Source organism: Nocardiopsis akebiae, from assembly GCF_018316795.1.
GTDB lineage: Bacteria > Actinomycetota > Actinomycetes > Streptosporangiales > Streptosporangiaceae > Nocardiopsis > Nocardiopsis dassonvillei.
On the sequence record NZ_CP074132.1, the window covers coordinates 608,720 to 634,378 of the forward strand.

General features: G+C 71.7%; 25 protein-coding genes and 1 tRNA gene. 13 read left to right on the forward strand and 13 right to left on the reverse strand.

Annotated elements, in window-relative coordinates; translation table 11 throughout:
- Nucleotides 1–11 precede the first annotated feature (11 nt).
- Nucleotides 12–815: an ABC transporter ATP-binding protein gene (locus KGD83_RS02615; protein ID WP_212642353.1), complete on the reverse strand. Its 804-nt coding sequence runs from the start codon at nt 813–815 to the stop codon at nt 12–14.
- Between the two features lie 505 nt (nt 816–1,320).
- Nucleotides 1,321–1,758, reverse strand: coding sequence for a hypothetical protein (locus KGD83_RS02620; protein ID WP_212642354.1), 438 nt, complete (start codon nt 1,756–1,758; stop codon nt 1,321–1,323).
- 523 nt (nt 1,759–2,281) lie between these two features.
- Between KGD83_RS02620 and KGD83_RS02625 the strand changes: the two genes are divergently transcribed.
- The gene (locus KGD83_RS02625) at nt 2,282–2,536 is read left to right on the forward strand and encodes a hypothetical protein (protein ID WP_212642355.1); all 255 of its coding nucleotides are present in this window, start codon (nt 2,282–2,284) and stop codon (nt 2,534–2,536) included.
- Nucleotides 2,537–2,667: 131 nt separating this feature from the next.
- On the opposite strand, the gene KGD83_RS02630 is transcribed toward KGD83_RS02625, so the two are convergent.
- Together KGD83_RS02630 and KGD83_RS02635 are read right to left on the reverse strand one after the other, a co-directional pair.
- Nucleotides 2,668–3,834, reverse strand: coding sequence for an undecaprenyl-diphosphate phosphatase (locus KGD83_RS02630; protein WP_212642356.1), 1,167 nt, complete (start codon nt 3,832–3,834; stop codon nt 2,668–2,670).
- 572 nt (nt 3,835–4,406) lie between these two features.
- Nucleotides 4,407–4,826: an arsenate reductase ArsC gene (locus tag KGD83_RS02635; protein WP_212642357.1), complete on the reverse strand. Its 420-nt coding sequence runs from the start codon at nt 4,824–4,826 to the stop codon at nt 4,407–4,409.
- Between the two features lie 227 nt (nt 4,827–5,053).
- On the opposite strand from KGD83_RS02635, the gene KGD83_RS02640 reads away from it, so the two are divergent.
- Nucleotides 5,054–5,338, forward strand: coding sequence for an ArsR/SmtB family transcription factor (locus KGD83_RS02640; RefSeq protein WP_019607642.1), 285 nt, complete (start codon nt 5,054–5,056; stop codon nt 5,336–5,338).
- Nucleotides 5,338–6,420, forward strand: a complete 1,083-nt coding sequence (arsB, locus tag KGD83_RS02645) for an ACR3 family arsenite efflux transporter (protein WP_212642358.1) — start codon at nt 5,338–5,340, stop codon at nt 6,418–6,420. The genes KGD83_RS02640 and arsB overlap by 1 nt, the downstream gene beginning before the upstream one ends.
- Before the next feature lie 4 nt (nt 6,421–6,424).
- Here the strand turns inward: arsB and KGD83_RS02650 are convergent, their stop codons facing one another.
- Nucleotides 6,425–7,750 (reverse strand): FAD-dependent oxidoreductase, encoded by a 1,326-nt coding sequence (locus tag KGD83_RS02650; protein WP_212642359.1) that lies wholly within the window; start codon nt 7,748–7,750, stop codon nt 6,425–6,427.
- 95 nt (nt 7,751–7,845) lie between these two features.
- On the opposite strand from KGD83_RS02650, the gene KGD83_RS02655 reads away from it, so the two are divergent.
- On the forward strand, nt 7,846–8,745 hold the full coding sequence (locus KGD83_RS02655) for a helix-turn-helix domain-containing GNAT family N-acetyltransferase (protein ID WP_212642360.1): 900 nt from the start codon (nt 7,846–7,848) through the stop codon (nt 8,743–8,745).
- Nucleotides 8,746–8,840: 95 nt separating this feature from the next.
- Here the strand turns inward: KGD83_RS02655 and KGD83_RS02660 are convergent, their stop codons facing one another.
- A complete protein-coding gene (locus KGD83_RS02660; protein ID WP_212642361.1) occupies nt 8,841–10,403 on the reverse strand; it encodes a GMC family oxidoreductase in 1,563 nt (520 codons plus the stop codon).
- A 728-nt stretch (nt 10,404–11,131) separates the two neighbouring features.
- Between KGD83_RS02660 and KGD83_RS02665 the strand changes: the two genes are divergently transcribed.
- Together KGD83_RS02665 and KGD83_RS02670 are read left to right on the forward strand one after the other, a co-directional pair.
- Nucleotides 11,132–12,523, forward strand: coding sequence for an LCP family protein (locus tag KGD83_RS02665; RefSeq protein ID WP_212642362.1), 1,392 nt, complete (start codon nt 11,132–11,134; stop codon nt 12,521–12,523).
- A gap of 239 nt (nt 12,524–12,762) precedes the next feature.
- Nucleotides 12,763–12,835: transfer RNA gene (locus KGD83_RS02670), tRNA-Lys, on the forward strand.
- A 385-nt stretch (nt 12,836–13,220) separates the two neighbouring features.
- On the opposite strand, the gene KGD83_RS02675 is transcribed toward KGD83_RS02670, so the two are convergent.
- From KGD83_RS02675 to KGD83_RS02690, 4 genes are all read right to left on the reverse strand, one after another.
- Nucleotides 13,221–13,655 (reverse strand): GNAT family N-acetyltransferase, encoded by a 435-nt coding sequence (locus KGD83_RS02675; RefSeq protein WP_249352092.1) that lies wholly within the window; start codon nt 13,653–13,655, stop codon nt 13,221–13,223.
- Entirely contained in the window at nt 13,652–14,098 is a 447-nt protein-coding gene (locus tag KGD83_RS02680) for a lasso peptide biosynthesis B2 protein (protein ID WP_212642363.1), read from the reverse strand. The genes KGD83_RS02675 and KGD83_RS02680 overlap by 4 nt, the downstream gene beginning before the upstream one ends.
- 102 nt (nt 14,099–14,200) lie before the next feature.
- Nucleotides 14,201–14,791 carry a DUF305 domain-containing protein gene (locus tag KGD83_RS02685; protein ID WP_212642364.1) on the reverse strand — a complete coding sequence of 197 codons (591 nt, stop codon included), beginning with the start codon at nt 14,789–14,791 and terminating at the stop codon, nt 14,201–14,203.
- A 504-nt stretch (nt 14,792–15,295) separates the two neighbouring features.
- Nucleotides 15,296–16,078 (reverse strand): SDR family NAD(P)-dependent oxidoreductase, encoded by a 783-nt coding sequence (locus KGD83_RS02690; RefSeq protein ID WP_212642365.1) that lies wholly within the window; start codon nt 16,076–16,078, stop codon nt 15,296–15,298.
- A gap of 109 nt (nt 16,079–16,187) precedes the next feature.
- Between KGD83_RS02690 and KGD83_RS02695 the strand changes: the two genes are divergently transcribed.
- The 4 genes from KGD83_RS02695 (at nt 16,188) to KGD83_RS02710 (ending at nt 20,022) form a co-directional block, all read left to right on the forward strand.
- Entirely contained in the window at nt 16,188–16,823 is a 636-nt protein-coding gene (locus KGD83_RS02695; RefSeq protein ID WP_212642366.1) for a TetR/AcrR family transcriptional regulator, read from the forward strand.
- A 919-nt stretch (nt 16,824–17,742) separates the two neighbouring features.
- Complete coding sequence (locus tag KGD83_RS02700) at nt 17,743–17,946, forward strand: cold-shock protein (RefSeq protein ID WP_047868081.1); 204 nt, start codon at nt 17,743–17,745, stop codon at nt 17,944–17,946.
- Between the two features lie 241 nt (nt 17,947–18,187).
- Complete coding sequence (locus KGD83_RS02705; RefSeq protein WP_212642367.1) at nt 18,188–19,576, forward strand: DEAD/DEAH box helicase; 1,389 nt, start codon at nt 18,188–18,190, stop codon at nt 19,574–19,576.
- Between the two features lie 68 nt (nt 19,577–19,644).
- Complete coding sequence (locus KGD83_RS02710; protein WP_249352094.1) at nt 19,645–20,022, forward strand: Clp protease/crotonase-like domain-containing protein; 378 nt, start codon at nt 19,645–19,647, stop codon at nt 20,020–20,022.
- A gap of 601 nt (nt 20,023–20,623) precedes the next feature.
- On the opposite strand, the gene KGD83_RS02715 is transcribed toward KGD83_RS02710, so the two are convergent.
- Nucleotides 20,624–21,049: a Rid family hydrolase gene (locus KGD83_RS02715; RefSeq protein WP_212642368.1), complete on the reverse strand. Its 426-nt coding sequence runs from the start codon at nt 21,047–21,049 to the stop codon at nt 20,624–20,626.
- A 149-nt stretch (nt 21,050–21,198) separates the two neighbouring features.
- Between KGD83_RS02715 and KGD83_RS02720 the strand changes: the two genes are divergently transcribed.
- From KGD83_RS02720 to KGD83_RS02730, 3 genes are all read left to right on the forward strand, one after another.
- Entirely contained in the window at nt 21,199–21,687 is a 489-nt protein-coding gene (locus KGD83_RS02720; RefSeq protein ID WP_249352096.1) for a MarR family winged helix-turn-helix transcriptional regulator, read from the forward strand.
- Nucleotides 21,688–21,829: 142 nt separating this feature from the next.
- The gene (locus KGD83_RS02725) at nt 21,830–22,396 is read left to right on the forward strand and encodes an NADPH-dependent FMN reductase (RefSeq protein ID WP_212642370.1); all 567 of its coding nucleotides are present in this window, start codon (nt 21,830–21,832) and stop codon (nt 22,394–22,396) included.
- Nucleotides 22,397–22,683: 287 nt separating this feature from the next.
- Nucleotides 22,684–23,955, forward strand: a complete 1,272-nt coding sequence (locus KGD83_RS02730; RefSeq protein ID WP_212642371.1) for a pyroglutamyl peptidase — start codon at nt 22,684–22,686, stop codon at nt 23,953–23,955.
- 118 nt (nt 23,956–24,073) lie between these two features.
- Here KGD83_RS02730 and KGD83_RS02735 read toward each other — a convergent pair whose 3' ends face one another.
- Entirely contained in the window at nt 24,074–24,946 is an 873-nt protein-coding gene (locus tag KGD83_RS02735) for an alpha/beta fold hydrolase (protein WP_212642372.1), read from the reverse strand.
- Complete coding sequence (locus KGD83_RS02740) at nt 24,943–25,437, reverse strand: GbsR/MarR family transcriptional regulator (RefSeq protein WP_212642373.1); 495 nt, start codon at nt 25,435–25,437, stop codon at nt 24,943–24,945. Before KGD83_RS02740 ends, KGD83_RS02735 begins: the two co-directional genes overlap by 4 nt.
- Nucleotides 25,438–25,659 lie beyond the last annotated feature (222 nt).

A 25,659-nucleotide genomic window follows, 5' to 3' on the forward strand; every position in this document is an offset into this window, starting at 1 on the left:
CTCTCCTCCTCTCACAGCCGAACGAGGTCGTCGGGGGCTGCTCCAGCCTCCCAGGCGGACTGGAGGGACGCGCGGACCCGGTCCTCCAGGGCGTGCATGTGCGGTCCGGTCACCACTGCCTTGTCGCGGGGGCGGGGCAGGTCGACGGGCAGCACCTCGTGCACCCGCCCGGGCCGGGCCGACATCACGACGATGCGGTCGGAGAGCGTGACCGCCTCGCGCACCGAGTGGGTGACGAACACGACCGTCGTGGACATGCGCTCCCACAGGTTCAGGAGCTGGAGCTGGAGCGCCTCGCGCGTGAACTCGTCCAGCGCGGAGAACGGCTCGTCCATCAGGAGCAGGTCGGGCCGCAGACCGAAGGCGCGGGCGATCGCCACGCGCTGCTGCATGCCGCCGGACAGCTCGTGGGGGTACTTGCGGGCGGAGTCGTCCAGGCCGACCATGCGCAGCAGCTGGTCCGGGTCCTCGCTGCCCCTGCCCGCCCGGCGGTTGACCCGCGAGGGCAGGGAGATGTTGCGCCGCACGTTCAGCCACGGCAGCAGGGCGGGGGTCTGCGGGACCAGGCCCACGGCCTTGGCCTCGCACATGCGCTTGGGCGTGGAGCCGAAGACGGTGACGTCGCCGCTGTCGTGGCCCTCCAGCCCGGCGACCACCCGCAGCAGGGTGGACTTGCCGCAGCCGCTGGGGCCGATGAGGCTGACGAACTCGCCGCGGGGGACGTCCAGGTCGATGCGGTCGAGCGCGGGCCGGTGCGGGTCACCGCCCTCGTAGGTCTTGCTGAGCCCGCGTACCTCGATACGGTCGTCGCTCACGCGGCGTCCCGCCCTCGGTGCGTTTGTTCGGTGCGCCGGACCGCGGGCCCGGGGCCCGTCTCCGGCCGTGCTGGACGTGCCATACCTTCTCCTCGGATTGTGTGATCGGATGATTGCACGACGTGTCCCGGCGGTGAATAGGTGCTGGAGGGGTGAAAACGGGCGCGCAGGTCACGGGGGTGTGGCGTCATCGACCGAGGAGGGGACCGGGCGGCACGGAGCCGGAGCGGGGCGCGAAGCGCGGTGTGAGTGCCGCGGAGCGCGTGGCGGAGCCGCTGGGGGAGGCGGCGGTGTGCGGGCCGTAAGTGCTTGCCGTGACTGCAGTGCTTGTGATGACGACCGCATGGGGAAGGCCCATGGGACACCCTCCAGATGGCTGGCTTCGGGCATGGGTGCCCGAGGACCTTCGATGGAGAGCGGGTGGAAGCAAGCATGGCGACGGCCCGCGGGAGTCTTGACGTGTCAAACGTTAGGGATTGCTGATTAACGCGTTATGAAGTGTTGATCACATACTGATATCGAGTGCCCGAATCCTGAGACGGTCGTCAACGAGGGCGACCGCGATCCGGTGCGAGGCGAAGGCCACGGGCAGCCACGCGCCGCGCCCGAAGAGCTTGGCGAGGGGCTCGCCCAGCACCACGAGCGGACGTGCGTCCGGGAAGTGCTGGTCCCGCAGCCAGGCCAGCTTGAAGGCGTCGGCGATGACCTTGTTGCGCTGGGCCGACTTCATCGGCCCGTGCAGGGGGGAGAACTGGGCGAGGACGGTCGGCTGACCGCCGTCGGCGCAGTCGACCCCGACCCGGGTCCCGTCCGCGAGGGTGAACTCCCGGGGGGCGAGCTCGACCCCCAGATGCGCGGAGAGCGCCCTGGTGAGCTCGGGATTGCCCTCCCTGGTCGATCGGATTATGTCCCCCGATGACGGACTTCTCGCTGAATGCCCCATAGCAAGGAAACTTTAGTGCACATGGGCCCCAGCGGCATCGCGCCTGTCTCGGTGCGCCGCAGGTCGGAGTGAGTATCGACTCCTTGACCTGCGGTTTTGTGGGAAGCTTCCGTGTCGTGCTTCACATCGGTCCTTCCCGGATCGAACTCGTGACCGAAGTCCCGTTTCGGTAGGACCTCCCGGCGCGCCCGGCGTCCGCGCGCCGCCCCCCGGGAGGGTGGAGTTGAACGTACCCCCTGGTCGAAGCGGGTTCCGGAGAGAAATGTCCCGGTAATTGCGCGGGAGAACGCGGTTCGACAACTCCAGTTCGCAGTGCGCGGGTCCGCACAGCGGACCGATGTCGGCCGTTGTTCACCCGATGATGATATGCGCGGGGCCGCGATTTGCGCGGTGCGCAGAGTTCCGGACCGGTCCTGTGGTCGGCCGGGGTCCGCGGGCGACGGCCGTGTTCACCGCGGCCGTCCCGGGGCAGGCGGGATGACAGGCGTCGTACGAGGAGCACGAGGAGCACGAGGAGGCGGCTGTGGAGATCGTCCGTGCCGAGCACGTGGCTCGGCTGCTGAGTACGGAGGACGGCGACCCGGTGCTGGTCGTCCACGAGGGCCGGGCCGACGTCGTCGAGGAGGCCGACCTCGAAGATCCGCGCTACGCGGGGGCGCTGCGCGTGATAGGCCGCGCCGACCTGCTGTCGGAGCGCGGCGGCGCGCGGCCGGGTCCGGAGGGGACCGAGGCCCTCGCACGGCGGTTGGACACCGCCGTGCGGGGCCTCGGAGGCTGACGCGGGGGACCGGCGGACATCCGCCGGTCCCCCGTCGTGCCCCGGGCGGCGGACCGCCGCGCGCCCGTGCGACGGCCCCGTCGCGGAGCCCCGCTTTCGTCCTGTGCCCGTGCCTGGTGGGGCGAAGCCCCCTAACCGGCCGCCTTGGGGTCGTAGGTCTCACCGGTCACCGGGTTGGTGGCCAGGCCGCTGACCGGGTCGTAGTCCACGTCCATGCCCAGGTCCGAGTCGTGGTACAGCCCGGTCTCGGGGTTGCGGGGCAGGCCCACCTCGGGGTCGATCTCCCAGCCGGTGACCGGGTCCACGGTCGGCACGGCCTCCTCGGAGGGCGCCTCGGACGGCTCCGCGGACGCCTCGGAGGACTGGCCGGTCCCGGCGTCGGCCTCGGTGCCGGTCTCCGGTTCGGGCTCGGACTCCTCCCTCGGAGTCTCCTGCTCGCTGACGATCTCGCTCCGGGCGGGCTGCGCGCCCGCGCCGCCCTGCGGGTCGAGCACACCCCAGCTCACCAGGGCCAGGACGAGGATGCCCAGGCCGACGCGGTAGTAGACGAAGGGCATGAAGCTGTGCGTGGAGATGAAGCGCATCAACCAGGCGATGACCACGAAGCCGACGACGCCCGCGATGAGCGTGCCCACGATGGTGGCGCCCCACCCGGCGTACTCGTTCTCACCGATGTCGGTCAGCTTGTACAGGCCCGAAGCGAAGACGGCGGGCAGCGCCAGCAGGAAGGCGTACTCGGCCGCGTCCGCGCGCTTGAAGCCGAGCAGCATCCCGCCGGTGACGGTGCCGCCCGACCGGGAGACGCCCGGGACGAGGGCGAGCGCCTGGAACAGGCCGAAGGTCACGCCACGGGAGACGTTGAGGTCCTCCAGGGTGCGGTGCTTGCGCGAGTACCGGTCGACGATGCCGAGGATGACGCCGAAGATGATCAGGTTCAGCGCGATCAGGCGCAGGTCGCGGAAGACGCTGTCGATCTGGTCCTCCAGAAGCAGGCCCAGGACCCCGATGGGGATGGAGCCCAGGATGACGTACCAGCCCATGCGCGCGTTGATGTCGCTGCGCAGTTCGCGGTTGAACAGCGACCTGGTCCACGTGGACAGGATCGCCCAGACCCTCTGGCGGAAGTAGATCACCACGGCCAGCTCGGTGCCGATCTGGCTGACGGCGGTGAAGGCGGCACCGGGGTCGGGCCAGCCGAAGAGAGCCGACACCACGCGCAGGTGTCCGCTGGAGGAGATCGGGAGGAACTCGGTCAGTCCCTGGACCAGGCCAAGGACGACTGCTTCGAAGAGGGACACGGCAGAGTCTGCTCCAGCTGCTTCGGTCGCCTTCCTCGGCGGGACGCGGCGACGGTGGACAGGGCACGGCGGGGGCGCGCTCGGGGAAAAGGGGGTGGCCCACGAAGCTTACTGAGGTCTTCGGGTCGGCGTGGCATCACCGGGTTCGGAAACGGCGCCGTTGCGCCTCCGCTTCCGGGCGGGTGCGAACACGCGTGCGCAGGGAGCCCGGGGCCGCCCGGTCGGGGACCGCCTTGCGCACCGGAGGGGGACCGCCCACGAGGTTGTCCGGTCCGCGGGCTGTCCGGGAGGGTGTTCGGTGAAACCCGCTCCCTCCGGGGAGACCACGGCTGGCGGAGGCGGCGACATCTCCGGACAGGGCCGGTTGATACGGTCAATCCTTTGCCCTGCGGACGGATCGCCGTTGGGTGCCGTTCACGTGCGCGCCTCGGCGCGCGGCGTCGGCGTGCCGCGGACCACCCGGCGGGGATGCCGGGGAGGGCGTCGGGGCCGCCCGGAGTGAGCACGTCCTACGGCAGCGCACCCGGGGGAGAGGGGCGCGGACCTCGGCGGTCGAGGGGGTCGGAACGCCCCTACGGCCGCGCATCCGGCAGGAGCTCACCGATCAACTCCTCGACGCGCTCCCTGATCTCGTCGCGGATGGGGCGGACGGCGGCCACGCCCCGCCCTGCGGGGTCGGGCAGGGTCCAGTCCAGGTAGCGCTTGCCCGGGAAGATGGGGCAGGTGTCGCCGCAGCCCATGGTCACGCACACGTCGGAGGCCTCGACGGCCTCGGTGGTGAGGATCTTGGGGCGCTGGCCGGTGATGTCGACGCCGACCTCGGCCATGGCCTCGACCACGGCGGGGTTGAGCGCGTCGGCGGGCGCGGACCCGGCGGAGCGGACCTCCACGCGGTCCCCGGCCAGGTGGGACAGCCAGGCGGCGGCCATCTGGGAGCGGCCCGCGTTGTGGACGCACACGAACAGGACGGACGGCTTGTCGGGACTGGTCACGGTCACTCGTCTCTGCTTCGTCTCGGTGGCGGGCGGCCGTCGCCGGGGCACGGGAGCGCGCTCGGCCGTGGGCGGTCCCGTGCCGGACGGGAAGGCGCCGGACCGGGCGCGGGCCGGGTTTGCCGGGAGGACCGGACTCCCGGGAAAGGGGAGGGCGTCCGACTGATCTCCGGCGACGACTGAGGGGATAGTATCAGCACATGCTGATATCAGTCGACACTGACCTCATGAGGGCGCTGGGAGACCCGCTCCGGCTGCGGATCGTGACCCTGCTCGCCCGGGAGACCCTGTGTACGACGCACCTGGTCGAGGAGACCGGGGCGCGCCAGACCAACCTGTCCAACCACCTGCGGATCCTGCGCGAGGCGGGGGTGGTGGAGACCGAGCCCTGCGGCCGGTTCACCTACTACCGGCTGTGCCCGGACCGGATCGAGGACCTCTCCGGGGCCCTGGCCGGGCTGGCCGCCACCGCCCGTACCAGCGGCGCCGCCGCGAACAGGAGGCCCTGCTGATGGCCCCGACCGACAGGAACACCAGTGGTACGGACGGGTCCGTCGTCGCGAAACTGTCGTTCCTCGACCGGTTCCTCGCGGTGTGGATCCTGCTCGCCATGGCCGTCGGCCTGGGCCTGGGGCGCCTGGTCCCGGGGCTGAACGAACTCCTGGCCGCCATGGAGGTCGGCGGGATCTCCCTGCCCATCGCGCTCGGCCTGCTGGTCATGATGTACCCGGTGCTGGCCAAGGTCCGCTACGACCGGCTGGACACCGTCACCCGCGACACCCGGCTGCTGGTCTCCTCCCTGGTGATCAACTGGCTCATCGGCCCCGCGGTGATGTTCGCGCTGGCCTGGATCTTCCTGGCCGACCTGCCCGAGTACCGCACCGGCCTGATCATCGTCGGCCTGGCGCGCTGCATCGCGATGGTCATCATCTGGAACGACCTGGCCTGCGGTAACCGCGAGGCCGCCGCGGTGCTGGTCGCGCTGAACTCGGTCTTCCAGGTGCTGGTCTTCGGCCTGCTGGGCTGGTTCTACCTGGACCTGCTGCCCGGGTGGCTGGGCCTGGACACCGGCGGCCTGGACGCCTCACCCTGGCTCATCGCGCTCAACGTGGTGATCTTCCTCGGAATCCCGCTGGCGGCGGGGTTCCTCACCCGCCGGATCGGCGAGCGGAGGATGGGCCGCGAGCGCTACGAGTCGGCCTTCCTGCCCCGGATCGGCCCGTGGGCGCTGTACGGCCTGCTGTTCACGATCGTGCTGCTGTTCGCCCTCCAGGGGGACCGGATCACCAGCCAACCGCTGGACGTGGCGCGTATCGCGGTGCCGCTGCTGGCCTACTTCGCCCTCATGTGGTTCGGCACCTTCGCCTTCGGCAAGGCGGTCGGGATGGACTACGACCGCACCACCACGCTGGCCTTCACGGCGGCGGGCAACAACTTCGAGCTGGCCATCGCGGTGGCCATCGCCACGTTCGGGGTGACCTCGGGGCAGGCCCTGGCCGGGGTGGTGGGCCCGCTGATCGAGGTGCCGGTGCTGGTGGGCCTGGTGTACGTGTCCCTGGCCTGGCGCAGGCGGTTCGCCCCGGAACGGAGGTAGGGGCCTATCGCGCCGCGGGCTCCCGCGCGGTCTCGGGGGCGGGACCGCAGCAGCCGCCGTCGGCCGCGGCCTCCGGCTCCTCGGACAGACCTCCGCCGCTACAGACCCCCGTCTCGGGCAGCGACAGTTCCACCCGTGCGGCGGCCTCGCGGTCCCCGGCCAGGTGCGCGGCGATGCTGCGCACCTGCTCGAAACCGGTCAGCGCCAGGAAGGTCGGCGCACGCCCGTAGGACTTCATCCCGGCCAGGAAGAACCCCTCCTCGGGGTGGGAGAGCTCGGCCGCGCCGTGGGGGTAGACGGTGCCGCACGAATGCTGGTTGGGGTCGATGAGCGGGGCGAGCTCCACCGGCGCCTGCAGGGCGCTGTCCAGACCGAGGCGGATCTCGGACAGCAAGGACAGGTCGGGGCGGAACCCGGTGAGGGCGACCACCTCGTCCACGGGCTCCAGCTCCCGGCCCTGCTCGTCGGCCAGCACGAGGCTCTCGTCCTGCTCCGTGCGGACCTGGGCGGTGCGGAATCCGGTCACCACCTCGACGTGTCCGGCCTTCACCGCGGCCGCGGCGCGCTGTCCGAGCGCGCCGCGCGCGGCCAGCTGGTCGGCGGCGCCGCCGCCGAAGGCGTCGCCGACCTCCCCGCGGCGCAGCACCCATACCGCCTTGGTGTCCGGGCTCTCCTTGGCCAGTGAGGCCAGGGCGACCAGGGCGGTCAGCGCCGAGTGCCCGCTACCGACCACGGCCGTGGTGCGGCCCGCGTGGCGCGCCCGCGTGGCGGGGTCGGCCAGGTCGGGGAGCCGGTAGGCCAGGTGCGCGGCCGCGGCGGTCTCGCCCAGCGCGGGCAGTCCGTCGCCGCCCACCGGGTTGGGCGTGCCCCAGGTGCCCGAGGCGTCCACCACCGCGCGGGCCAGGATCCGCTCCTCGCCCCGGTCGGTACGAAGGCGCACGGTGAAGGGCTGCTCCCCGCGCCCGGCGTGCACGAGCCGGTCCCGGCCCAGGCGGCTCACGCCGGTCACCTCGGCGCCGAAGCGCACGCGCTCGCCCAGGGCTTCGGCCAGGGGAGCGAGGTAGGCCTGGACCCACTCGCGGCCGGTCGGGTGGTCCGCGTCGTCCGGGCGCCGCCAACCGGTGGTGGTGAGCAGCTTCTCCGCCGCAGGGTCCACCAGGTCGCGCCACATCGAGAACAGGCGTACGTGACCCCATGCGGACACGGCGGCACCGGCTCGATCGCCCTTCTCCAGGACCAGGACCGGCAGGTCGCGCGCGACCAGCTCCGCGGCCGCCGCGAGTCCTGTTGGTCCGGCTCCGATCACCACGACGGGACGCTCATCGGTCATGACACACCTCTTTCATCGACTAGCGTCTATGAAATGGAACTCTATCGATGCCCACCGATGGACGCAACCATAGAGCTTCATCGATAATGGATGCCATGACTGTGACGACGCCCGAGCACCGAGGCGGCCTCCTCCCCGCCGCCGACGCCGAGACCTACGCCGCCTGGTTCGCCTGCCTGGCCGAACCCATGCGCGTCCGGCTGCTGCACGCCATCGCCACCACTCCCGGCTCGGTCAGCGTGGGCCAGCTCGCCGAGATGGTGGAGGTCCGCCAGCCCACGGTCTCCCACCACCTGCGCAAACTCGCCGACGTCGGGTTCGTGACCCTCACCAAGGCGGGCACCTCGACCCGGGTGGCGGTCAACCCGGCCTGCTGCACGGGCCTGCCGCACGCCGCCGACGCGGTGATGGGAATGCTCAACGCCCGCCCGTGCTGCCCCACCGACCTGCCCGCCGACGTCACCACCCGCGCCATGGCCGACGCCGACCTGGACGCGGTCCGGGAGATCTACGCCCAGGGCGTCGCCACCGGCCACGCCACCTTCGAGACCCAGGTGCCCGGAGCGGACGCGCTGAGGGACCGGTGGATTTCCGGGCACCGGTGGGTCGCCGAACGCGCCGGGGACGTGGTGGGCTGGGCCGCCGCCTCGCCCGTCTCCGACCGGGCGGTGTACGCGGGGGTGGCCGAGACCTCGGTCTGCGTCGCCGAGGACGCGCGCGGCCGGGGCGTGGGCAAGGCGCTGCTGTACCGGCAGGTCACCGAGGCCGACGCCGCCGGACTGTGGACGCTGCAGACCTCGGTCTTTCCCGAGAACCGCGCCAGCCTGGCCCTGCACCACCAGGCGGGCTACCGCACCGTGGGCCTGCGCGAACGCATTGCCCGCCACCACGGGGTCTGGCGCGACACCGTCCTGCTGGAGCGGCGGCGCCCGGAGGAGGGCGCCGGGTCCGGCGGGGTCCCCCGCGCCGACGCTCCGGGCCGCCCGCCCGCCTGACCCCGGCGGCGCGGAGCGGCACGCCGGGAAGAGGGCGTCACCGCCTCCCGCGGGAGGCGCTTCGGACGCGGCGGGACGGGCGGCCGTGCGACCCCTCAGCCGAGGCGGTCGGCCATGAGCTCGCCGACCATGATCGCGGCGAGATTGGTGTTGGCGCGGGGCACGGAGGGGAAGACCGACGCGTCGACCACGCGCAGGCCCTCCACCCCCAGCACACGGCACTCGGAGTCGACCACCGTGTCGGGGTCCCCCGGGGAGCCCATGCGACACGTACTGGTGCCGTGCTGCGCGTCGCCCACGGTCGCCAGCAGGTGGGCGTCGAGCGCGCGGTCGTCGTCGAGCGCGGCGAACAGCTCCCGGTTCGCCTCCTCCAGCGGCCCCCTCGTGACGGCGGCCGTCTCGGGGCGGCCGGCCAGGTCCACCAGCTCCCGTACGCCCCGGCGCAGGCGGGAGAGGTCGCGCTCGTCGGACAGCATCCGCTGCCGCACCAGCGGCTGCTCCGAGGGGTCGGCCGAGGCCAGCGTCAGCACCCCGCGGGAGTGGTTCCGGTTGAGCCACACGCCGTAGGCGCCCGCGACGGTGTCGGTGGAGGCGGACGCCATGGCCAGCACGTTCTGGTTCATGGCGATGAACATCATGTCGTTGGCCGGGGCGTCGGCGCCGCTGGTCCAGCGGACGCAGACGTTGGTGTGCCGGTCGTGCGGGGACTTCACGGAAGCCTCCCCGGTCAGCGGGAGCGCCAGCATCGCCATCGGGTGGTCCTGCATGCCCAGCCCCACGGGAAGGTCCCGGCGCACGCCGACGCCGAGGGAGCGCAGGTGGTCGGCCGGCCCCACACCCGAGCGCATCAGGATCGCGGGGGAGTGGATGACGCCGGCGCTGAGCACCACCGTGTCGGCGTGCTCGGTCACCGCGCCGCCCCCGGTGACGTAACGGACCCCCACGGCCCGGTCATCGTCGAAGACGACCCGGTCCACCAGCGCGTCCCCGCGGACGGTGAGGTTGTCCAGCTTCCGGGCCCCCTCCAGGTAGGCGTCGTTGACCGACACCCGGCGCCCGTCGCGCGAGTTGATCGGATAGGGGGAGACCCCCGTCGCGTCCGGTGCGTTGACGTCGGGGGCCCACGCGAACCCGGCGGCCAGGGCGGAGTCGCACAGCGCGGCGTCGACCGCCCCCCACCGCTCCCGCGGCGCCCGGTGGATCGGGGTCGGGCCGCCGCGGCCGTGGTGGGGCTCGTCGCCGAACTCCTCGTCGTCCTCCAGCCGGGCGAAGTAGGGCAGGACGTCCTCCGGAGACCAGCCCTGGCAGCCGAGGGCGGCCCAGTCCTCGAAGTCCGCCATCGGGGGCCGGATCGCGATCTGGCCGTTGACCGAGGAACTGCCGCCGACACCCCGGCCCCGCCAGTACGGCGCCCGCTCCTGGCTGTCGGTGCGCGAGGAGTCCAGGCCCGTCCAGAGCATCCCGTCCAGGGCCGCGGGGTCCATCAGGGCGACGGCCGGGCTCGGTGAGCGCCACGCCTCGTGCATCTGCGCCGAACGGTAGTCGGGGCCGGCCTCCAGCAGGAGGACCCGCCCGCCCTTCTCGGCGGTGCGGACCGCGAGCGCCGCGCCCGCCGATCCCGCACCCACCACGATGACGTCCCAGCCGTCGCCCGTCATGTCTCGCCTTCCGCCGTAGTGTGACCTGCCGCAGGCGTGTACCGCCCCGGCCCTTGTGGGCTGACGTTCTTCGCCGTGTCCCCGATGCCCTCAAGACTGAACGTTCATCCCCAAATGGGCAGCGGCAAACCCCGTGTGCCTCTCCGGCAGCCCGGGACGGTGGCCTCGACGCGCACGGCGGACCCGCCGGAGGACCGCACCGCCCCGTCGGGTGCGACGGTGACTCCGCGTCGGAGCGGGCCGGGTCGCGTCCGCGCGAAACCCCGTGTAGCCGCTTCGGGAATCCACGTGATGGGGGTGGGGCAGCTATGAACAGGTCTTCCCTTTCGGGAATCGAAGTCCGGGGGCGGTTCCGGATATCCGAACGGGAAACCCGTCGAAAACGGGAAGCGGAGGCGGGAGAATACGCCTGGCCCGTCTCTGGAAAGGTGTCCCGTGCCGCGGAGCACGGTCTCTGCGGCCTCGCTCATGCCCCTCCACACAAGGGATCCGGGCCTTGGGCGCTCCTCCTCCGGCGGCGGCTTCCCGGGGAATCCACCAGAAGAATTTCCCCTGACCACGTCTTATGGCGCGTTGTCCCGCTCTCCGGTATGGTCCGGTCGTCGAGTTCGCGCCGTCGCTCCCACAGCGCCCCCACCCCGCTGGCCGGACCGACCCCGCCCACAACGAATCCCGGTTTCCTCGTGGTTTCCAGAAAAGCGTTTCCGGCCCGGTCCGGTGACAACAGGATGTCACTCGGCCAATGGGTGGCGTGCGGAGCGACCGGCCTGCTCATCGCGGGCAGCCTCACCGCCTACGCGGGCTACCGCGACGCCCTGGCCATCGAGACCGAGCAGGTGGACACCGACGCCTGGGGCGATCGCCCCCACCGGGTGGAGGGGGTCCACAACATCCTGCTGCTCGGCGGGGACAACGAGTCGCGGAGCAGACGTCCCGACGTGCTGGTCGTGGTCGACGTCAACGTGGACAGGGGTGCCGTGACCATGGTCAACCTCCCGCGCGACCTGATCGTGGACATCCCCCCGTGCGAACCGGTGGACGGCTCCTCCGGGTGGTCCGGCGGACCACAGCAGCTCAACCACGCCGCTTCCTACGGCGGCCTGGACTGTCTGGGCAACACCGTGGAGAGGACCACGGACATCCGCCTGGACCACATGGTGATGGTGGACTTCGCCGGGTTCGAGAACATCGTGGACACCCTCGGCGGCGTCGAGCTGTGCATTCCCGAGCCGATCGACGACCCCAAGGCCCACCTGGAACTGGAAGCGGGAGTGCAGACCCTCCGCGGCCGGGAGGCGCTCGGGCTGGCCCGTTCCCGCGACAGCACCGAGTTCAAGGACGACATGGGGCGCATCGAGAGCCAGCAGCGGTTGATCGGCGCCATCCTGCGCGAGGTCACCAGCGGCGGAACCCTGGCCAGCCCCACCACCCTCTACGACTTCCTGGGTTCGGTCACCGACAGCATGGTGACCGACGACGGGTTCACGGTGGACAAGATGGCGGAACTGGCCATCGCCATGCGCGAGGTCGACCTGGGCCGGGTCGCCATGGTCATGGTGCCGGTCGTGAACTCCCGCACCCACGAGTACAAGGTGGAACCCAAGGAGCCCGAGGCCGGTGAGCTCTTCGCCGCTGTGGCCGCGGGCGAGGTGCTGCCCGGGGAGGAGGGCGGGACCGGGGGAGAGGGGCCCACGGAGACGGAAGGGGCCGCCGGGGCGGATGAGGTGTCCGTGGAGCCCGCGGACGTGTCCGTGCGGGTGGTCAACGGCACGGGCGTGACCGGGCTGGCGGGCCAGGTCGGATCGCTCCTCGGAGAACGCGGTTTCGAGGTCACCGGCGTCGGCGACCCCGTCGGGAGCGTTCCCTCCGCCACCACGGTCTACCACGGGCCCGGCCAGCGGGCGCACGCCGAGGAGCTGGCCTCGGCACTCGCCAACGCCCGGCTGGAGGAGGACGCCGCTCTGGGCGGGGAACTCCAACTGGTGATGGTGCCGCAGGACTGGGACGGGTTCGACGACTCCGGTTCCCCCTCCGCCGAGGAGGGTGGCGCGGACGCGGACGCGGACGCGCTGGCCGGGCTGGAAACCGCGTCCGCCGCCGAGGACGGAGCCGTGTGCTAGAAGGCGCCCTCGGCGTTCTCACCGCCGGGCGGACTCCCCCACGGCGGGCACGGCGCTATCGGGGAAGCGGCTGTGCTCCACGTCACTCCGCGGTTCCATCGCGGGGACCCGTCGGCCCGGGTCCGCCCGACCGGCGGGTAAGCCCTTGCCCCGCCGGGTGTACCGGCCGTCCAGAGCCCGTATGGCTGCGGTAGAGTTGGCTCCGGCGATGGCTGGGATCGTGCTCCTGGCCGTGTCGCGGGCCTCTAGCTCAATTGGCAGAGCAACGGACTTTTAATCCGTGGGTTCAGGGTTCGAGCCCCTGGGGGCCTACCCGCAAAACCCCAGGCCAGAGGCTATGTGAGGCGCATTTCGGGCGCCTGGCTTGCCTCGATTCTGCTCCATGTGTGCTCTTCAGCCTCGGCCGCGCCTCCACCTCGACGGAGCACACCGGAGCAACAGCGCGCCCGAACCCACTCAGACCGGTCCCTATCGCCTCGGTCGGTCCGAAGTCCGCTGGCCACGGCCCACGCCCCACGGACGCATACGCTCACCGAGCACAGTGGGCATCGGAGGTTCATATCCGGAACTGGGCCTTAACGAGTGAGGGACCCCCGAACTCCTCGGGGATGGCGTCCATCAGCACCTCGTTGACGGTCTCGCCCAGCCACTGGTTGGAGTTGCGCCGCATCCCCTGCCGCTTGAACCCCGCCTTCTCCTAGGCGCGGATCGCCCCGGCGTTGGGCTCGATGACGGTCAGGTACACGCACCTCAGGTTGGTCACGTGGAAGGCGTAGTCCAGCACCAGCCGAGTGGCCTCGGTGCCCACGCCCCTGCCCCGGGACTCGCCCAGGGCCACCACGTACTCGCCGTTGCGCCGCATCTGGTCGATGTACACCTGGGCCAGGCCAACCGGGCCCGGGCTCTCCCCGGTCAGGTCGTAGACGGTGAACCGCAGCTCCCTATCCGAGGCACGACCGTAGCCCTCCACGAGGATCTCCCGCGTAGACTCCAACGGCTGCGGAGTCTGCCGGTTGTAACCGACGATGGTGGGGATCGACTGCTCCCACTTCCAGTACTCCTCCACCAGGTCGGCGCGCAGCGGGCCGATTCCGGCTTTGTCGCCGCGCAGCCAGATCAGAGGGTCGCTCACGTGGTCTCCTCCACTGTTGGGATGGTCAGCAGCGCCGTGCACCGCCGCGTGCTGTCGGGCTCGGCCACCGGGCGCCCCTCCGCCTCGATCCAGGCGTGCAGACGAATGGGGTCGGCGATCACGCCGTGGCACCAGCGCACCCCGCGTCCGAGGAGGGCCGGGGCCAGTGCCGCGGCCACCGATTCTTCCAAGCAGGCGACCCGCACGGGCGAGAACAGGCCGAACCGCCGCACCGCGTGGACGGCGTTCTCCGCCTCGGGAAGCGTGGCCGTCCGGCCGCAGTCACGTAGCGCTCGGACCAGGCGCACCGTGCGATCCTTCCGGGCCGCGCGTCTCCCCGTCCGCATGACGGCCAGGAAGACGGGCAGGGGCACGGCTGCGGCGAGCCGGTACCGCGCGGGGACTCCCGGGAACTCCGAGAAGCCCACGGGCAGCTCATGCACACCCCGGCTCGGCCCCCCACGACGACCGGTCACCACCGTCGCGGAGCTGCGGTCCGCTCTCCACCTCCGCACGGAACCGGACGCGCAGCGGTATCTCCCAGGTCAGTCCGGCGGGCACCCACGCAGAGGGGACCCCTCGAAATCGGGGACGGGCCGGGCCTGCGCCTCCTCGGGCGTCTCGGCCTCTCCGTTCTCCTGGATGTCCTTGATCAGCCACTCCATCTCGCTGATCTCCCGCTCCTGGGCCGCGATGATCTCGACGGCCAGTCGGCACACCCGGACGTCGGTGATCTCGGCGCGCTCGGACCGGGTGATGGCCAGCGAGTGGTGCGGGATCATCGAACTCATCCAGGCGGTGTCCTGCACGGTGGTCTGGCTGCGGTCGAGGAACACGCCGCCGCCCAGTAGCAGGAGGCTCGCGGCCACGATGGCGATGTTGCCCTTCATGTTCTTGTACATGTTGAGCATCCACGCGAGCATGATCAGCCCCATGGTGCCGCCCATGGTGAGTGTCATGAACAGGCGGCTCTCGCTCCACCGCACGTGGCTCCACTCCCACGTGCCGACGAACATGGTCCAGTACATGACGACCATGGCGGTCAAGATCATGGCCGCGAAGCGCAGGTACATCCTTGTCTGGTGTGACAGGCCGTCACCCTGCTGGCGCTCGTTCCCCCCGGCGTTCTCCGCCATGGACGGGTCTCCGTTCCGTCGTCATCGGTGGGAGGGGGCCACACACGCCCCCGCCCCCGCCCCCGCCCCCGCTGTCCAACGCTCCTTTCCTTGTCTGGTGACGACGAAACGGGCTGTGGTGAAGGGGCCCCGCTCAACGCCGAGGACCGCGTCGCGCGAGCGACCACGCTGTGGGACCGAGTACCGCCGCTGTTCTGTCCCGCCACACTGGCTGCGACGCCGACATCGCGCGCGAATTCCGGTGACGGGCCTGTGGCGGCAGGTGCTGACCGCCCTCAACCAGCCGGGGCCCGGGGGGCGAGAACGGGTCGCTCAAGGGCGTTTGTGCGGTTTCCGGGGGGTGGCCTCGACCCACTGGCTGACGTGTACTGGGTCTTGTGGAGCCGTGTTCCCGGATTCCCAGGCCACGGGTGCTCGGCCGTCTCTTCTGGAACTCCACGGGTGCCGGACAGCCGAGTGGTGTCGGTGGGGCGGCGGGGGCGTTCGGGGCGGCTGGTGATCCGGTCAGGCCGCCGCCGTGTCGGATTGCAGGGCGGGGCCGAGCAGGAGCCCGCCGTCCGCGACGAACTCCGAGCCCGTGACGAACGAGGCGTCGGCCGAGGTGAGGTGGAGGAGGAGTGTGGTGATGTCGGCCGGGGTGCCCATCCGGGGGACGGCGTACGGCTCGGGTGAGTAGAAGTCGGCGATGGGCGGCTGCCCGGCGATCGATTCGTTGATCAACGGGGTGGAGATGACGCCGGGGTGGATGGAGTTGACCCGGACGCCGTCCCGACCCAGCTCCAGCGCGGCGGTCCTGGTGAGCCCGCGCAACGCCCACTTGCTGGCGACGTACGGCGCGTAGAGCGGGGTCCCGGCGTGGGCCATCGTGGAGGCGATGTTGACGATCGCTCCGCCGCCGTTGCGGCGCAGTGACGGGGCCACGGTCTTGACGCCGAGAAACGCACCGGTGAGGTTGACGTCGAGTACGCGGTCCCAGACCCGCCGTTCGGTGGCCTCGATCGGCGCCGCGGGGTTCTGGACGCCGGCGTTGTTGACCAGGACCGCGATCGGACCGAACCGCCGTTCGGTCTCGGCGACCGCCGCCGACCAGGCGTCCTCGTCGGTGACGTCCAGGCGGACGAACAGTGCCCGCTCGCCGAGTTCGGCGGCGAGCTCCTGGCCGAGCCCTTCGGAGAGCGCGGCGACGACGACGTTCGCCCCCTCCTCGTGGTAGGCCCGAACGTGGCTGGCTCCCTGTCCGCCGGTGCCACCGGTGACGAGAACGGTCTGCTTGTCGAAGCGTCCCATGAGGGGGTCCTCCCTGCGAAATGGTGGTGAGTCGAGTGACTCGTCTCGCCAAAACTACGCACATGGCAGGTGGTGAGTCAAGTGGCTCGCCTCGCGTAGAGTGGTGCCCATGACGACGGAGCCCTCGCCCTACCACCGGCGCGTCGCCGAGCAGAAGCGGGCGGCCATCACCAAGGCCGCCACCCGACTGTTCCTCGACGCCGGGTACGCCGGCACCTCACTGGCCAAGGTCGCCGAGGCGGCCGGGGTGTCGAAGGCGACTCTGTTCAAGCAGTTCCCGACCAAGGCGGCGCTGTTCGACGCGATGGTGGCGGAGTCCTGGACGATTGAGGACGACGCAGACCTCCGCCCGCCGACGGGCGATCTGCGGGCGGGCCTGACGGCACTCGGCCGCCGGTACGTCACCCTCCTCACCCGGCCCGGAATGGCGGCACTCTTCCGCATCGTCATCGCCGAACTGCCGCGCTTCCCCGAGCTGGGCGAGGCCCACTTCGAGCGCGGCAAGATGCCCTACTTCGACTCGGTGCGCCGCTATCTCGATGCCGAGAACGCCCTGGGAACGGCCAGGCTGGACGACACGGAACTGGCGGCGACCCAGTTCCTCGGGATGATCTCCAACTACGTCCTCTGGCCCCGGATGCTGCTCGTCGACTGGTCACCCGACGACGCATCGACGGCACGCGTCGTGGACGAGGCCGTACTGATGATGGAGGCCAGATACGGCGCGGCGGACACCGCCGACTGAAGCAGCCGTGAGCGGCGCGTCGAGGACGATCGGCGGGCCGGCGACGTCGCTCCGACCGAACCGGCGTCGCGGCGGACGCTGGGGGCGAAGAGGGACCCGGTGGTGATCGCGGAGAAGCGGGCGGCCCCGGCCGCGGCCCGCTACGGGTTATGTCCCACGATGCCCTTTTGCGGTCATGTGGTCTCAGAGTCCACGAATCCGGTCCTGGCGAACGCGGGACACACCGATGCGCCGTCTCATGACATCGGTTCCTCTTCGTGTCGGCCCTGGTCCGGCACACGGGAGGCGGCCGCCCGTGAACCGGTGGTGGTCCGGGCCCCAGTCGAGGGTTGTGGTGGCGGGGAGGAGGACACGCGGCACCGGGCGGCGGCCCGGCACCGGCTGCCCGAACGTCTGCGCGGCCAGGAGCCCGCTCCGCGCGGGGACGGGCGTGGTTCGGCGACATCGTCTTCGGCGCTGAGGGCTCCATGTCCGCGCGGTGATCCAACGGCCGCGGCACCACACGGCCCCCGCGCGACGGCAAAGCGGCCGGAGGACGGTCGGCGGACGGGGGAGGCGTGCGCGAAAACGCCGGGACGGGCGGGGACTCCGTGGCACGGGTCCAACGCCCGTCCCCGACGGGCGGCCGCCCGTCGCCGGGGCGAGCGGGGTGGTCCGGGGGTTCCCGGAAAACCGGATCTGAGTTCTCCCGGTCAAGAAAAAATACTTCGGTCACAACACATTTCCTCTAACCCCTGCACTGTGAATTCCGGTGTCCTGCGGCACACTGCTTTTTCGGGACAAGGGGATTCCTGTGTGGTAGGTTCTAAGAAGTTGCAGTCGTGAACCCCGATGGACTCCATCTCTTCGGGCGATCACCGCGGTGACGGGAAAATCGTCATCTGCGGTTTTCTTCATGCTCCGAACGAGAGGTATCCCTATGGCGACCGGTACGGTCAAGTGGTTCAACGGCGAAAAGGGCTTCGGCTTCATCGAGCAGGACGGCGGCGGCCCCGACGTCTTCGCCCACTACTCGAACATCCAGGCCACGGGCTACCGCGAACTGGCCGAGGGCCAGTCCGTGCAGTTCGACGCCGTCGCGGGGGCCAAGGGTCCCCAGGCTGAGAACATCACCCTGGTCTAGGGGAGCTGACGCTCCTCCTGCGGTAGGGGCCCGCCCTCAGGGCGCTGGGCCCCTACCGCTTTTCCTTTTCCTCCGCCGGGTTCTCCAGCCGTCGCACCCCGAACGGCACCGGCGTCCACCGCGCCCCGGATTCCTCCGGGCGGGCGCGGACACCCGCATTACTTATCCGGCGTACTCCGGTTTCCCCCTGCGGGGCCGAAAGGCCTCCCGCCCGGCGAACGCCGCTGGCGAAAGGCCTCACATGAGTTATCCGCACCGTACCGACACCAGCCGCGGCCGTCCCTCCCGGGGATACGGCCGACAGCGCCCCCGCACGCCCGGGCGCCCCCGGTCCGGCGGCCCTTCCGGGGAGTTCGCCCTCCCGGTCACCGTCACCCCAGCGCTCCCGCCGGTGGAGTCCTTCGAGGCGCTGGACATGCCCGCACCGCTGAAGCGGACCCTGACCCGGCAGGGGCTGACGGTCCCGTCCGAGATCCAGGCGGCCACCCTGCCGAACTCCCTGGCCGGACGCGACGTCCTGGGCCGCAGCCGGACCGGTTCGGGCAAGACCCTGGCCTTCGGCCTGGCGCTGCTCGCCCAGCTGGACGGGCGCAAGGCCGAGCCCCGCCGCCCCCTGGCCGTGGTGCTCGCACCCACCCGTGAGCTGGCCCAGCAGGTGGCCGACGCGCTGGCGCCCTACGCGCGGTCGGTGGGGACGCGCACGACGACCGTGGTGGGCGGCATGCCCATCAGCCGCCAGGCCCGCGCCCTGCGTCAGGGCGTGGAGCTGGTCGTGGCCACCCCGGGCCGTCTGCGCGACCTGATGGAGCGCGGCGACTGCGTCCTGGACCAGGTGGACGCCACCGTCCTGGACGAGGCCGACCAGATGACCGACATGGGCTTCATGCCGCAGGTCACCGCGATCCTCCAGCAGGTTCCGGCTGACGGTCGGCGCATGCTGTTCTCCGCCACCCTGGACCGCAACGTCGACACCCTGGTCCGCCGGTTCCTGAACGACCCGGTGGTCCACTCGGTCGACCTGTCCGAGGGCGCGGTCTCCACCATGGAGCACCACGTCATGCACGTGTCGCACGCCGACAAGCAGGACGTCGTGACCCGGATCGCGGCCCGCGACGGTCGGGTGATCATGTTCCTGGACACCAAACGCGCCGTGGACCGGATGGCCGAGCACCTGCTCAACAGCGGCGTCCGGGCGGCGCCGCTGCACGGCGGCCGGTCCCAGCCCCAGCGCACCCGCACCCTCGACCAGTTCAAGAGGGGCGCCGTGACCGCGCTGGTCGCCACCAACGTCGCCGCGCGCGGCATCCACGTGGACGGGCTGGACCTGGTGGTCAACATCGACCCGCCCACGGACCACAAGGACTACCTGCACCGGGGCGGACGCACCGCGCGCGCGGGCGAGACGGGCAGCGTGGTCACGCTCGTGCTGCCCAGCCAGCGGCGCGACATGACCCGGCTGATGAGCCGGGCCCGGATCGACGCGCACACCGCGCGGGTGGACGCCCAGGACGTGGAGCTGACCAGGGTGACCGGAGCGCGTGAGCCCTCGGGCGTACCGGTCGCCGTGCCTGCCGGGGGCCCGCGGGAGCGGCGGCACCGTGGTGCCGCGGCACGCCGACCGCGCCGCTGACCCGACCACGACGGGGCCCCGGAGCAGGATGCTCCGGGGCCCCGCCGGGCTGGCCCTCCGAGTCGCGGATGCCCGCCCACGTCCAGAAGGACGTCTTGGACGGGGGCGCGACGGTGAGAATCGATCACCCGCCCCTCGATCTGATGGACACGGCCCTCCGGCCGTCACTCCGGGCGTTCGTCGCGCGTGCGCGGGATGACGCCGACGTCCGCGTCATCGTCTTCGGGAGCGCCGGCCCGGAGTTCTTCGTTGCGCAAGGTGACATGGCCCACCTCACCGAGCCTGACGCGCTGCCTGCGGCCACCCGCGCCGTGATCGCCGCCGCACCGGGCTCCACCGTCCCGGGAGGCCTGGACGTCCTCCGGGCGATGAGCGGGGAGGTCCGCTCGCTGCCGCAGGTCACTATCGGCAAGCTCGCGGGCTTCGCGCGCGGCCCACGCCGTTGAGGACGAGGGCCTGGTCGCCGCGTTCGGCGATGGGGTCCCCGGGCCCGCCCGCAAGCTGCTCGCCGCTGGTATCCAGATCCGCGAGGGCGGCCGGGACCACGAGCGCATCGCCAACGGCATCTGAGGGCCCAAGCTCTCGCCATCCGTGCGCAGAGGCTCCGTGAAAGGAGCTCTTCAGCCGTTTCCGGCGCGCGTGTTCTCGGGTGGTCGGGACCGACCGCCCCGGTTCGCCGGGCACTGTCACACGACCGGCTGGAGCGCCGGAGGCGTCGGGCAGGGGAGTGGACGGCGCGAGCAGCCGTAGGTTCGGCACCGCTGTCGGCCGCGCGAACCGGCGCGGTCGGGAAGGCGGGCAGCCGAGTCGGCACAGGTCCCCTCGACCATGGAGCCGCTGGCACTCCGTGACCACCGACGAGGCCTGCGCCCGCGCCTCCGTCACGGCCGGCCGAGCCGCTCTGGAACCGATTCGCGGTCCTGCTTCCCGAGCGGCCGGGATACCACCCAGACCATCCACCTGGCTGTCGCCACCGAAGCCGGTACATCCCGGACCTGGTCCGTGCCTCGCCAGCCTGCGATGAAACCGCCGCGGAACAGTGGTGGTTCAGCTCCCGGAGCCGACGATGGCGGTGACGCGGATCTCCACGCGCATCGCGGCGAGGCCCAGGACGGTGACGCCGGTCTCGGTCCAGATCGGCGCACGGCCGCCGAGGCGGCTGCGGAACTGCTCGGCCATGACCCTGTTGTGGTCGTCGCCGATGACGTCGTCTCCCGGCGCGACCTTGTGGTACGAGTTGACGTGGATGACGTCCTTCCAGGTCGCGCCGACCGTGGCGAGGGTGCGCTCCACGTTGTCGAAGGCCCGGACGATCTCCTCCTCCAGTGAGTCGGGGACGGCCAGGTCGTCGTCCACTCCGGCCTGGCCGGAGATCTCGACCCGGTCGCCGACGCGGACGGCCCCGCTGTAGCCGAGGGCCGCGTGCAGCTTCTCGCCGTAGCCCGGAGCGATGCCGAAGGTGACGGCGCTCATGATGTTCCCTCTTCCGTTTCGCAGGGGTGGGTTTCCCCCTTGATGACTTCAAGCGTAAAGTGAAAGTAGCAAGCAATGACTTCAAGCGTCAAGTGATGGCGGGATTCGCCGGAAGGGCGGGATGCTCCATGAGCGGCACGGAAGGGCCCATGAGCGGCACACACGAGCACGGTGACGACGAGGAGCCGCGATGGCTCGACGAGCAGGAGAAGGCGGCGTGGACGGGCCTGGTCTCCCTCGTCCTGCTGCTGCCCGGCAAGCTGGAGTCACCGCTGCGGCAGGAGAACGGCCTCAGCCTGTTCGAGTACCTCGTGCTCAGCCACCTCTCCGAGGCCCCGGGGCGCAGGCTGCGGATGGGGGAGCTGGCCTTCCTCGCCAGCGGTTCGCTCTCCCGGCTGTCCAACGTCGTCAAACGCTGTGAACAGCGCGGCTGGGCCGTGCGGACGCCCGACCCGGACGACGGCCGCTACACCCTCGCCGAACTCACCGACGTCGGTTTCGACCTCGTGCGCTCGGCGGCGCCCACGCACCTGCGCTCCGTGCGCCGCACCGTCCTCGACCCGCTCAACACGACCGACCTGAAGGCCCTCGCCCGCGTCGCGGAAAAACTCGGCATCGTCCCCGACGGCCTCGGCTGACAGCGGTTCCCTCCCGTCCCGTGCCGCGACCCGGGGCGGCGGGGAGGGCCGGGTCCCCGATCCGCCGTTCCCGGTGGCTTCCACGAACACGCCGGGGCCTCGGGAGGTACTGTGCTGACGACTTCGGACCGGGGGAGCGGCCATGTGGACGGTACTGGGTATCTGCGGCAGCCTGCGCAGGAACTCACACAACGCCGCACTGCTGCGCCTGGCGGGCCGCAGCGGCCCCGGCGTCTCCGTGGTCGGCGGTGACCTGGCCGGACGCCTGCCCCTGTTCAACCCCGACCTGGACAGCGAAGAGGACCTGCCGGAGGTCGTCGCGAGGTTCCGGTCCTGCGCCGACCGGGCCGAAGGCGTGATCATCGCGACCCCCGAGTACGCGCACGGCCCCTCCGGAGCCACCAAGAACGCCGTGGACTGGCTGGTCGGCTCCGGGGGGCTCACCGGCAAGCCGACCCTCCTCATGAGCGCGTCGCCGGGGCAGGCGGGCGGTATGCGCGGCCACCTCGCGCTGATTCCCACGCTGACCCTGATGGGCAGCGTCCTGGTCGACTCGGTCACGGTCTCCGGGGCTCCCGCCCGGGTGGACTCCCGTGGCGAGTTCCGCGATCCGGCGGTGCTGGAGCGGGTCCGGCTGGCCATGGACGAGATGGCCACCGCCCTGTCCTACTCCCGTCGGAAGAAGGCGACGGACCCGCTCCTGGAGTAGCCCGCCTCCGTCGCGGGCGCGGTGGGCTGCGGACCGCCGACACGCCCCCGCGGCCGGGCCCGCCCCGCTGGCCGGAGGCGTGGACACGGGGCTGTTCCGGCCGCCCGGTCCGGTGCCCCGCACGTGCCCCGACCCGCGCACGAACGCAGCGGGCGAGGCCGACCGCTCCTGTACGAGGCATGGGAACGGTGTGACTTCTGGGAAAAGTGTGACTCATGGCAAACGGGGAACCTCCTACCTTCACCCCCTCTTATGTCGAACACATCGAACAACGGAGTGAAGCCAGCGTGCGCATCCACCAGACCATCCCCCGCATCGCGGCGTCGGCGCTCATCGCCGCCCCCGTCCTCGCCCTGGGCGCCCCGGCCCAGGCCGAACAGGCGACCGACTGCCTCGGCCGGGACGGCGCCACCGTCGAGGAGGCGCGGGTCACCGAGGACGTTCCGCGGGAGATCCTGCGCAGGTCCGGGTTCGTCATGAACGTCGACCGCTTCACGCGGGAGCTGTGCGCCGCGTCCGGAACGGACGAGGCGAGCGCGGTCGTCGAACGCCACGGCGACGCGCTCTGGCGCGACGCGGTGGACCGGGTCCAGGGGAACGGGAAGGTCGGGGGGAGCCTGAGCGCCGGGGACGACCGGCCGGTCTACTGGGCCCGGCTCGCCATGACCTCGGCCCTCAACCGCTGGCAGCCGGACTTCGAGCTGAGCGACGCCGACCGCGCCGGGCTCGTGGCCGACATGGACCGCCGCTCCCGCGGCCACGACGACACCGGCTTCGACGAGGCCCCCGGGGAACCCGAGGCCCTCCACGTCGTCGTGACCGGGTTCGACCCGTTCCGCCTCGACAACGACATCCGCCAGGCCAACCCCTCCGGCGCGGCCGCCCTCGCCCTGGACGGGGCGGTGATCGAGACCGACGCCGGCGTCGCGGTCGTCGAGACCATGCTCTTCCCGGTGCGCTGGCGCGACTTCACCGACGGCATGGTCGAGGAGGCCCTCCTGCCGCACTACACCGGCGACCGGCCGGCCGACGCGGTCATCACCGTCAGCCAGGGCCGGCCGGGCCGGTTCGACCTGGAGGCCCACAACGGCGCCTGGCGCGGCGGCGCCGCGGACAACGAGTCGGTCGGCACCGCGGAGATGGTGCCCGTTCCGGACGGCGTCCCCACCGTCACACCGCAGCCGCAGTGGTCGGACTCCTCCCTGGACCACTCCGCGATCGTCGAGCGGACCACCGGCGCGCCGTTCCCCGTGGTCGACAACACCGCGGTGACCGAGATCCCCGAGGGCGGGACCGAGCCGGTGGTGAGCGAGGACGGGCCCACCCCGGGCTCCGAGGCGCGGGCCGGGGGCGGGGGCGACTACCTCTCCAACGAGATCGCCTACCGCAACACCCTGCTGCGCGACGCGACCGGCCTGGACATCCCCGCCGGCCACGTGCACACCCCGGTGCTGGACTTCGGTCCCGGCGACGGCGTCAGCGACCCCGAGTTCGAGCGCGACCGCGCGGCGATCGTCGGCCAGGTGGAGGACATCGTCGCGGCCGCCCTCCGCGGGTGACGTCCCGGGGGGCGGGTCCCCCCGGCCGCGCCCCCGCCACCGTGTCGTCCGTCGGGGCCCCGGAGGTCCCGTAGCCGGACACGGCCTCCTGACGGGGCCCGGCGCGCGGCCGGTCCGGTCAGGCTCCCGCCCCGGTGAGGAAGTCGCGCACCAGCGCGTTGACCCGATCGGGGGACTGCCGGTTGACCCAGTGGCCGTGGCCCTCCAGCACCTCCAGACGGGACCGGGGGACCCGCCGCGCGGCGGCCACGGTGTGCCGGGGGCGCACGCCGACGTCCTCGCCCCCCTGGACGAACAGGGTCGGGCAGCGGATCTCGCCCAGGCGGGGGCGCAGGTCCACGTTCATCCGCCACGGGCCGATGGAGGCGTTCTGCCAGTCGGAGGAGCCCGCGCCGTTGGCCCGTACCTCGGGCATGATCTCCTCCACGATGTCGTCGAAGTCGTCGACCGGGCCCGCGAACAGGCTGGTGCGCGCGAACCGGGCCACCCCCTCGCGGCTGCGGAACAGCCGTGTGGGCAGCGTGCGGTTGAGCAGGCGGCTCCTGGCCGTCAGCCACAGCAGCTGGTGCACCAGGGGAGGGAACGAGATGATCCCGGCCGGGGCCATGGCGACGAGCCGGTCCATCCGGTCGGGGTGTTCGATGGCGTAGGCCAGGGCGATCGCCCCGCCCTGTGACAGGCCCACCAGTGAGGCCCGTTCGGCCTCGAAGCGGTCCAGGACCGCGGTGACGCACTCCAGCATCCGGGTGTGGTCGGCCGTGCCGTTCCAGGGCCTGCTTTGCCCCTGCTTGGGCCAGTCCAGGGCGAGGACCCTGTGGTCGGTGGCCAGCGCGGGGATCATGTGGCGCCAGCTCAGCAGGGCGTTGTCCAGGCCCGCCCCGCTCAGCAGCAGGACCGTGCTCGTGCCCCGTCCCGCCGTGATGACGCTGAGGGCGCCCTCGGGCCGCTCGACGCGGACGCGGGGGAAGGGGTCCGACGGCGGAGAGCTCATGGGCGCCGACCGCCCCTGTCGTGTTCGCTCCGCCAGCGCGAGAAGAGCGAGGGCAGCTCGGTCTCCAGGAATCCGTAGAGCTCGTGGACGCTGGCCAGGCGCTCGCGGCGCTCCTCCGGGGCCTCCCGGAGCATGCTGAGCCCGCGCTCGGTGACCTCGCGGAAAGCGGCCGTCCGGGCGTACCGGCGCTCCAGCATCCGGCTCCAGCCGTCCGCGGCGACGCGGAAGTACTCCTGGCGCTGTCCGCGCTTGCGCACCCCCTCGACCAGGCCGCTGGGGGTGAGCAGGCGCGTGGCGCTGCTGATGGAGCTGCGGCTGACCTGGAGGGTCCGCGCGAGCTGGGCGGCGCTCTGTTCCGGTGGATCGCAGATCAGCAGCCAGCCGACGACCCTCCCGGCGATCAGGGGAAGGCCCTCGCGCTCGAAGAACACGGCGATCTCGTCGACGAAGGCCAGTTCGTCCTCGGGGGGTTCGCTCGGGGATTCGCTCATGCGACGAGATTACAGTCGTTGCAGTAATTACTGCAATAAGAGGATGTCGCGGAGAGGGCACACGACCGCCGCGGCCGCGGCCCTCGGGGGAGCGCGTGAGCGGCAGGGGCCGGGGCCTCCCCGGCTGTCCCGGGCCGTCGGGGCACAGGCCGGTCCTCGGCTTCCCGGCCGTTCTCCGATACGGTCCGTCCGTCTCGGGCGCGTCGCCGCGTCCGCCGCGGG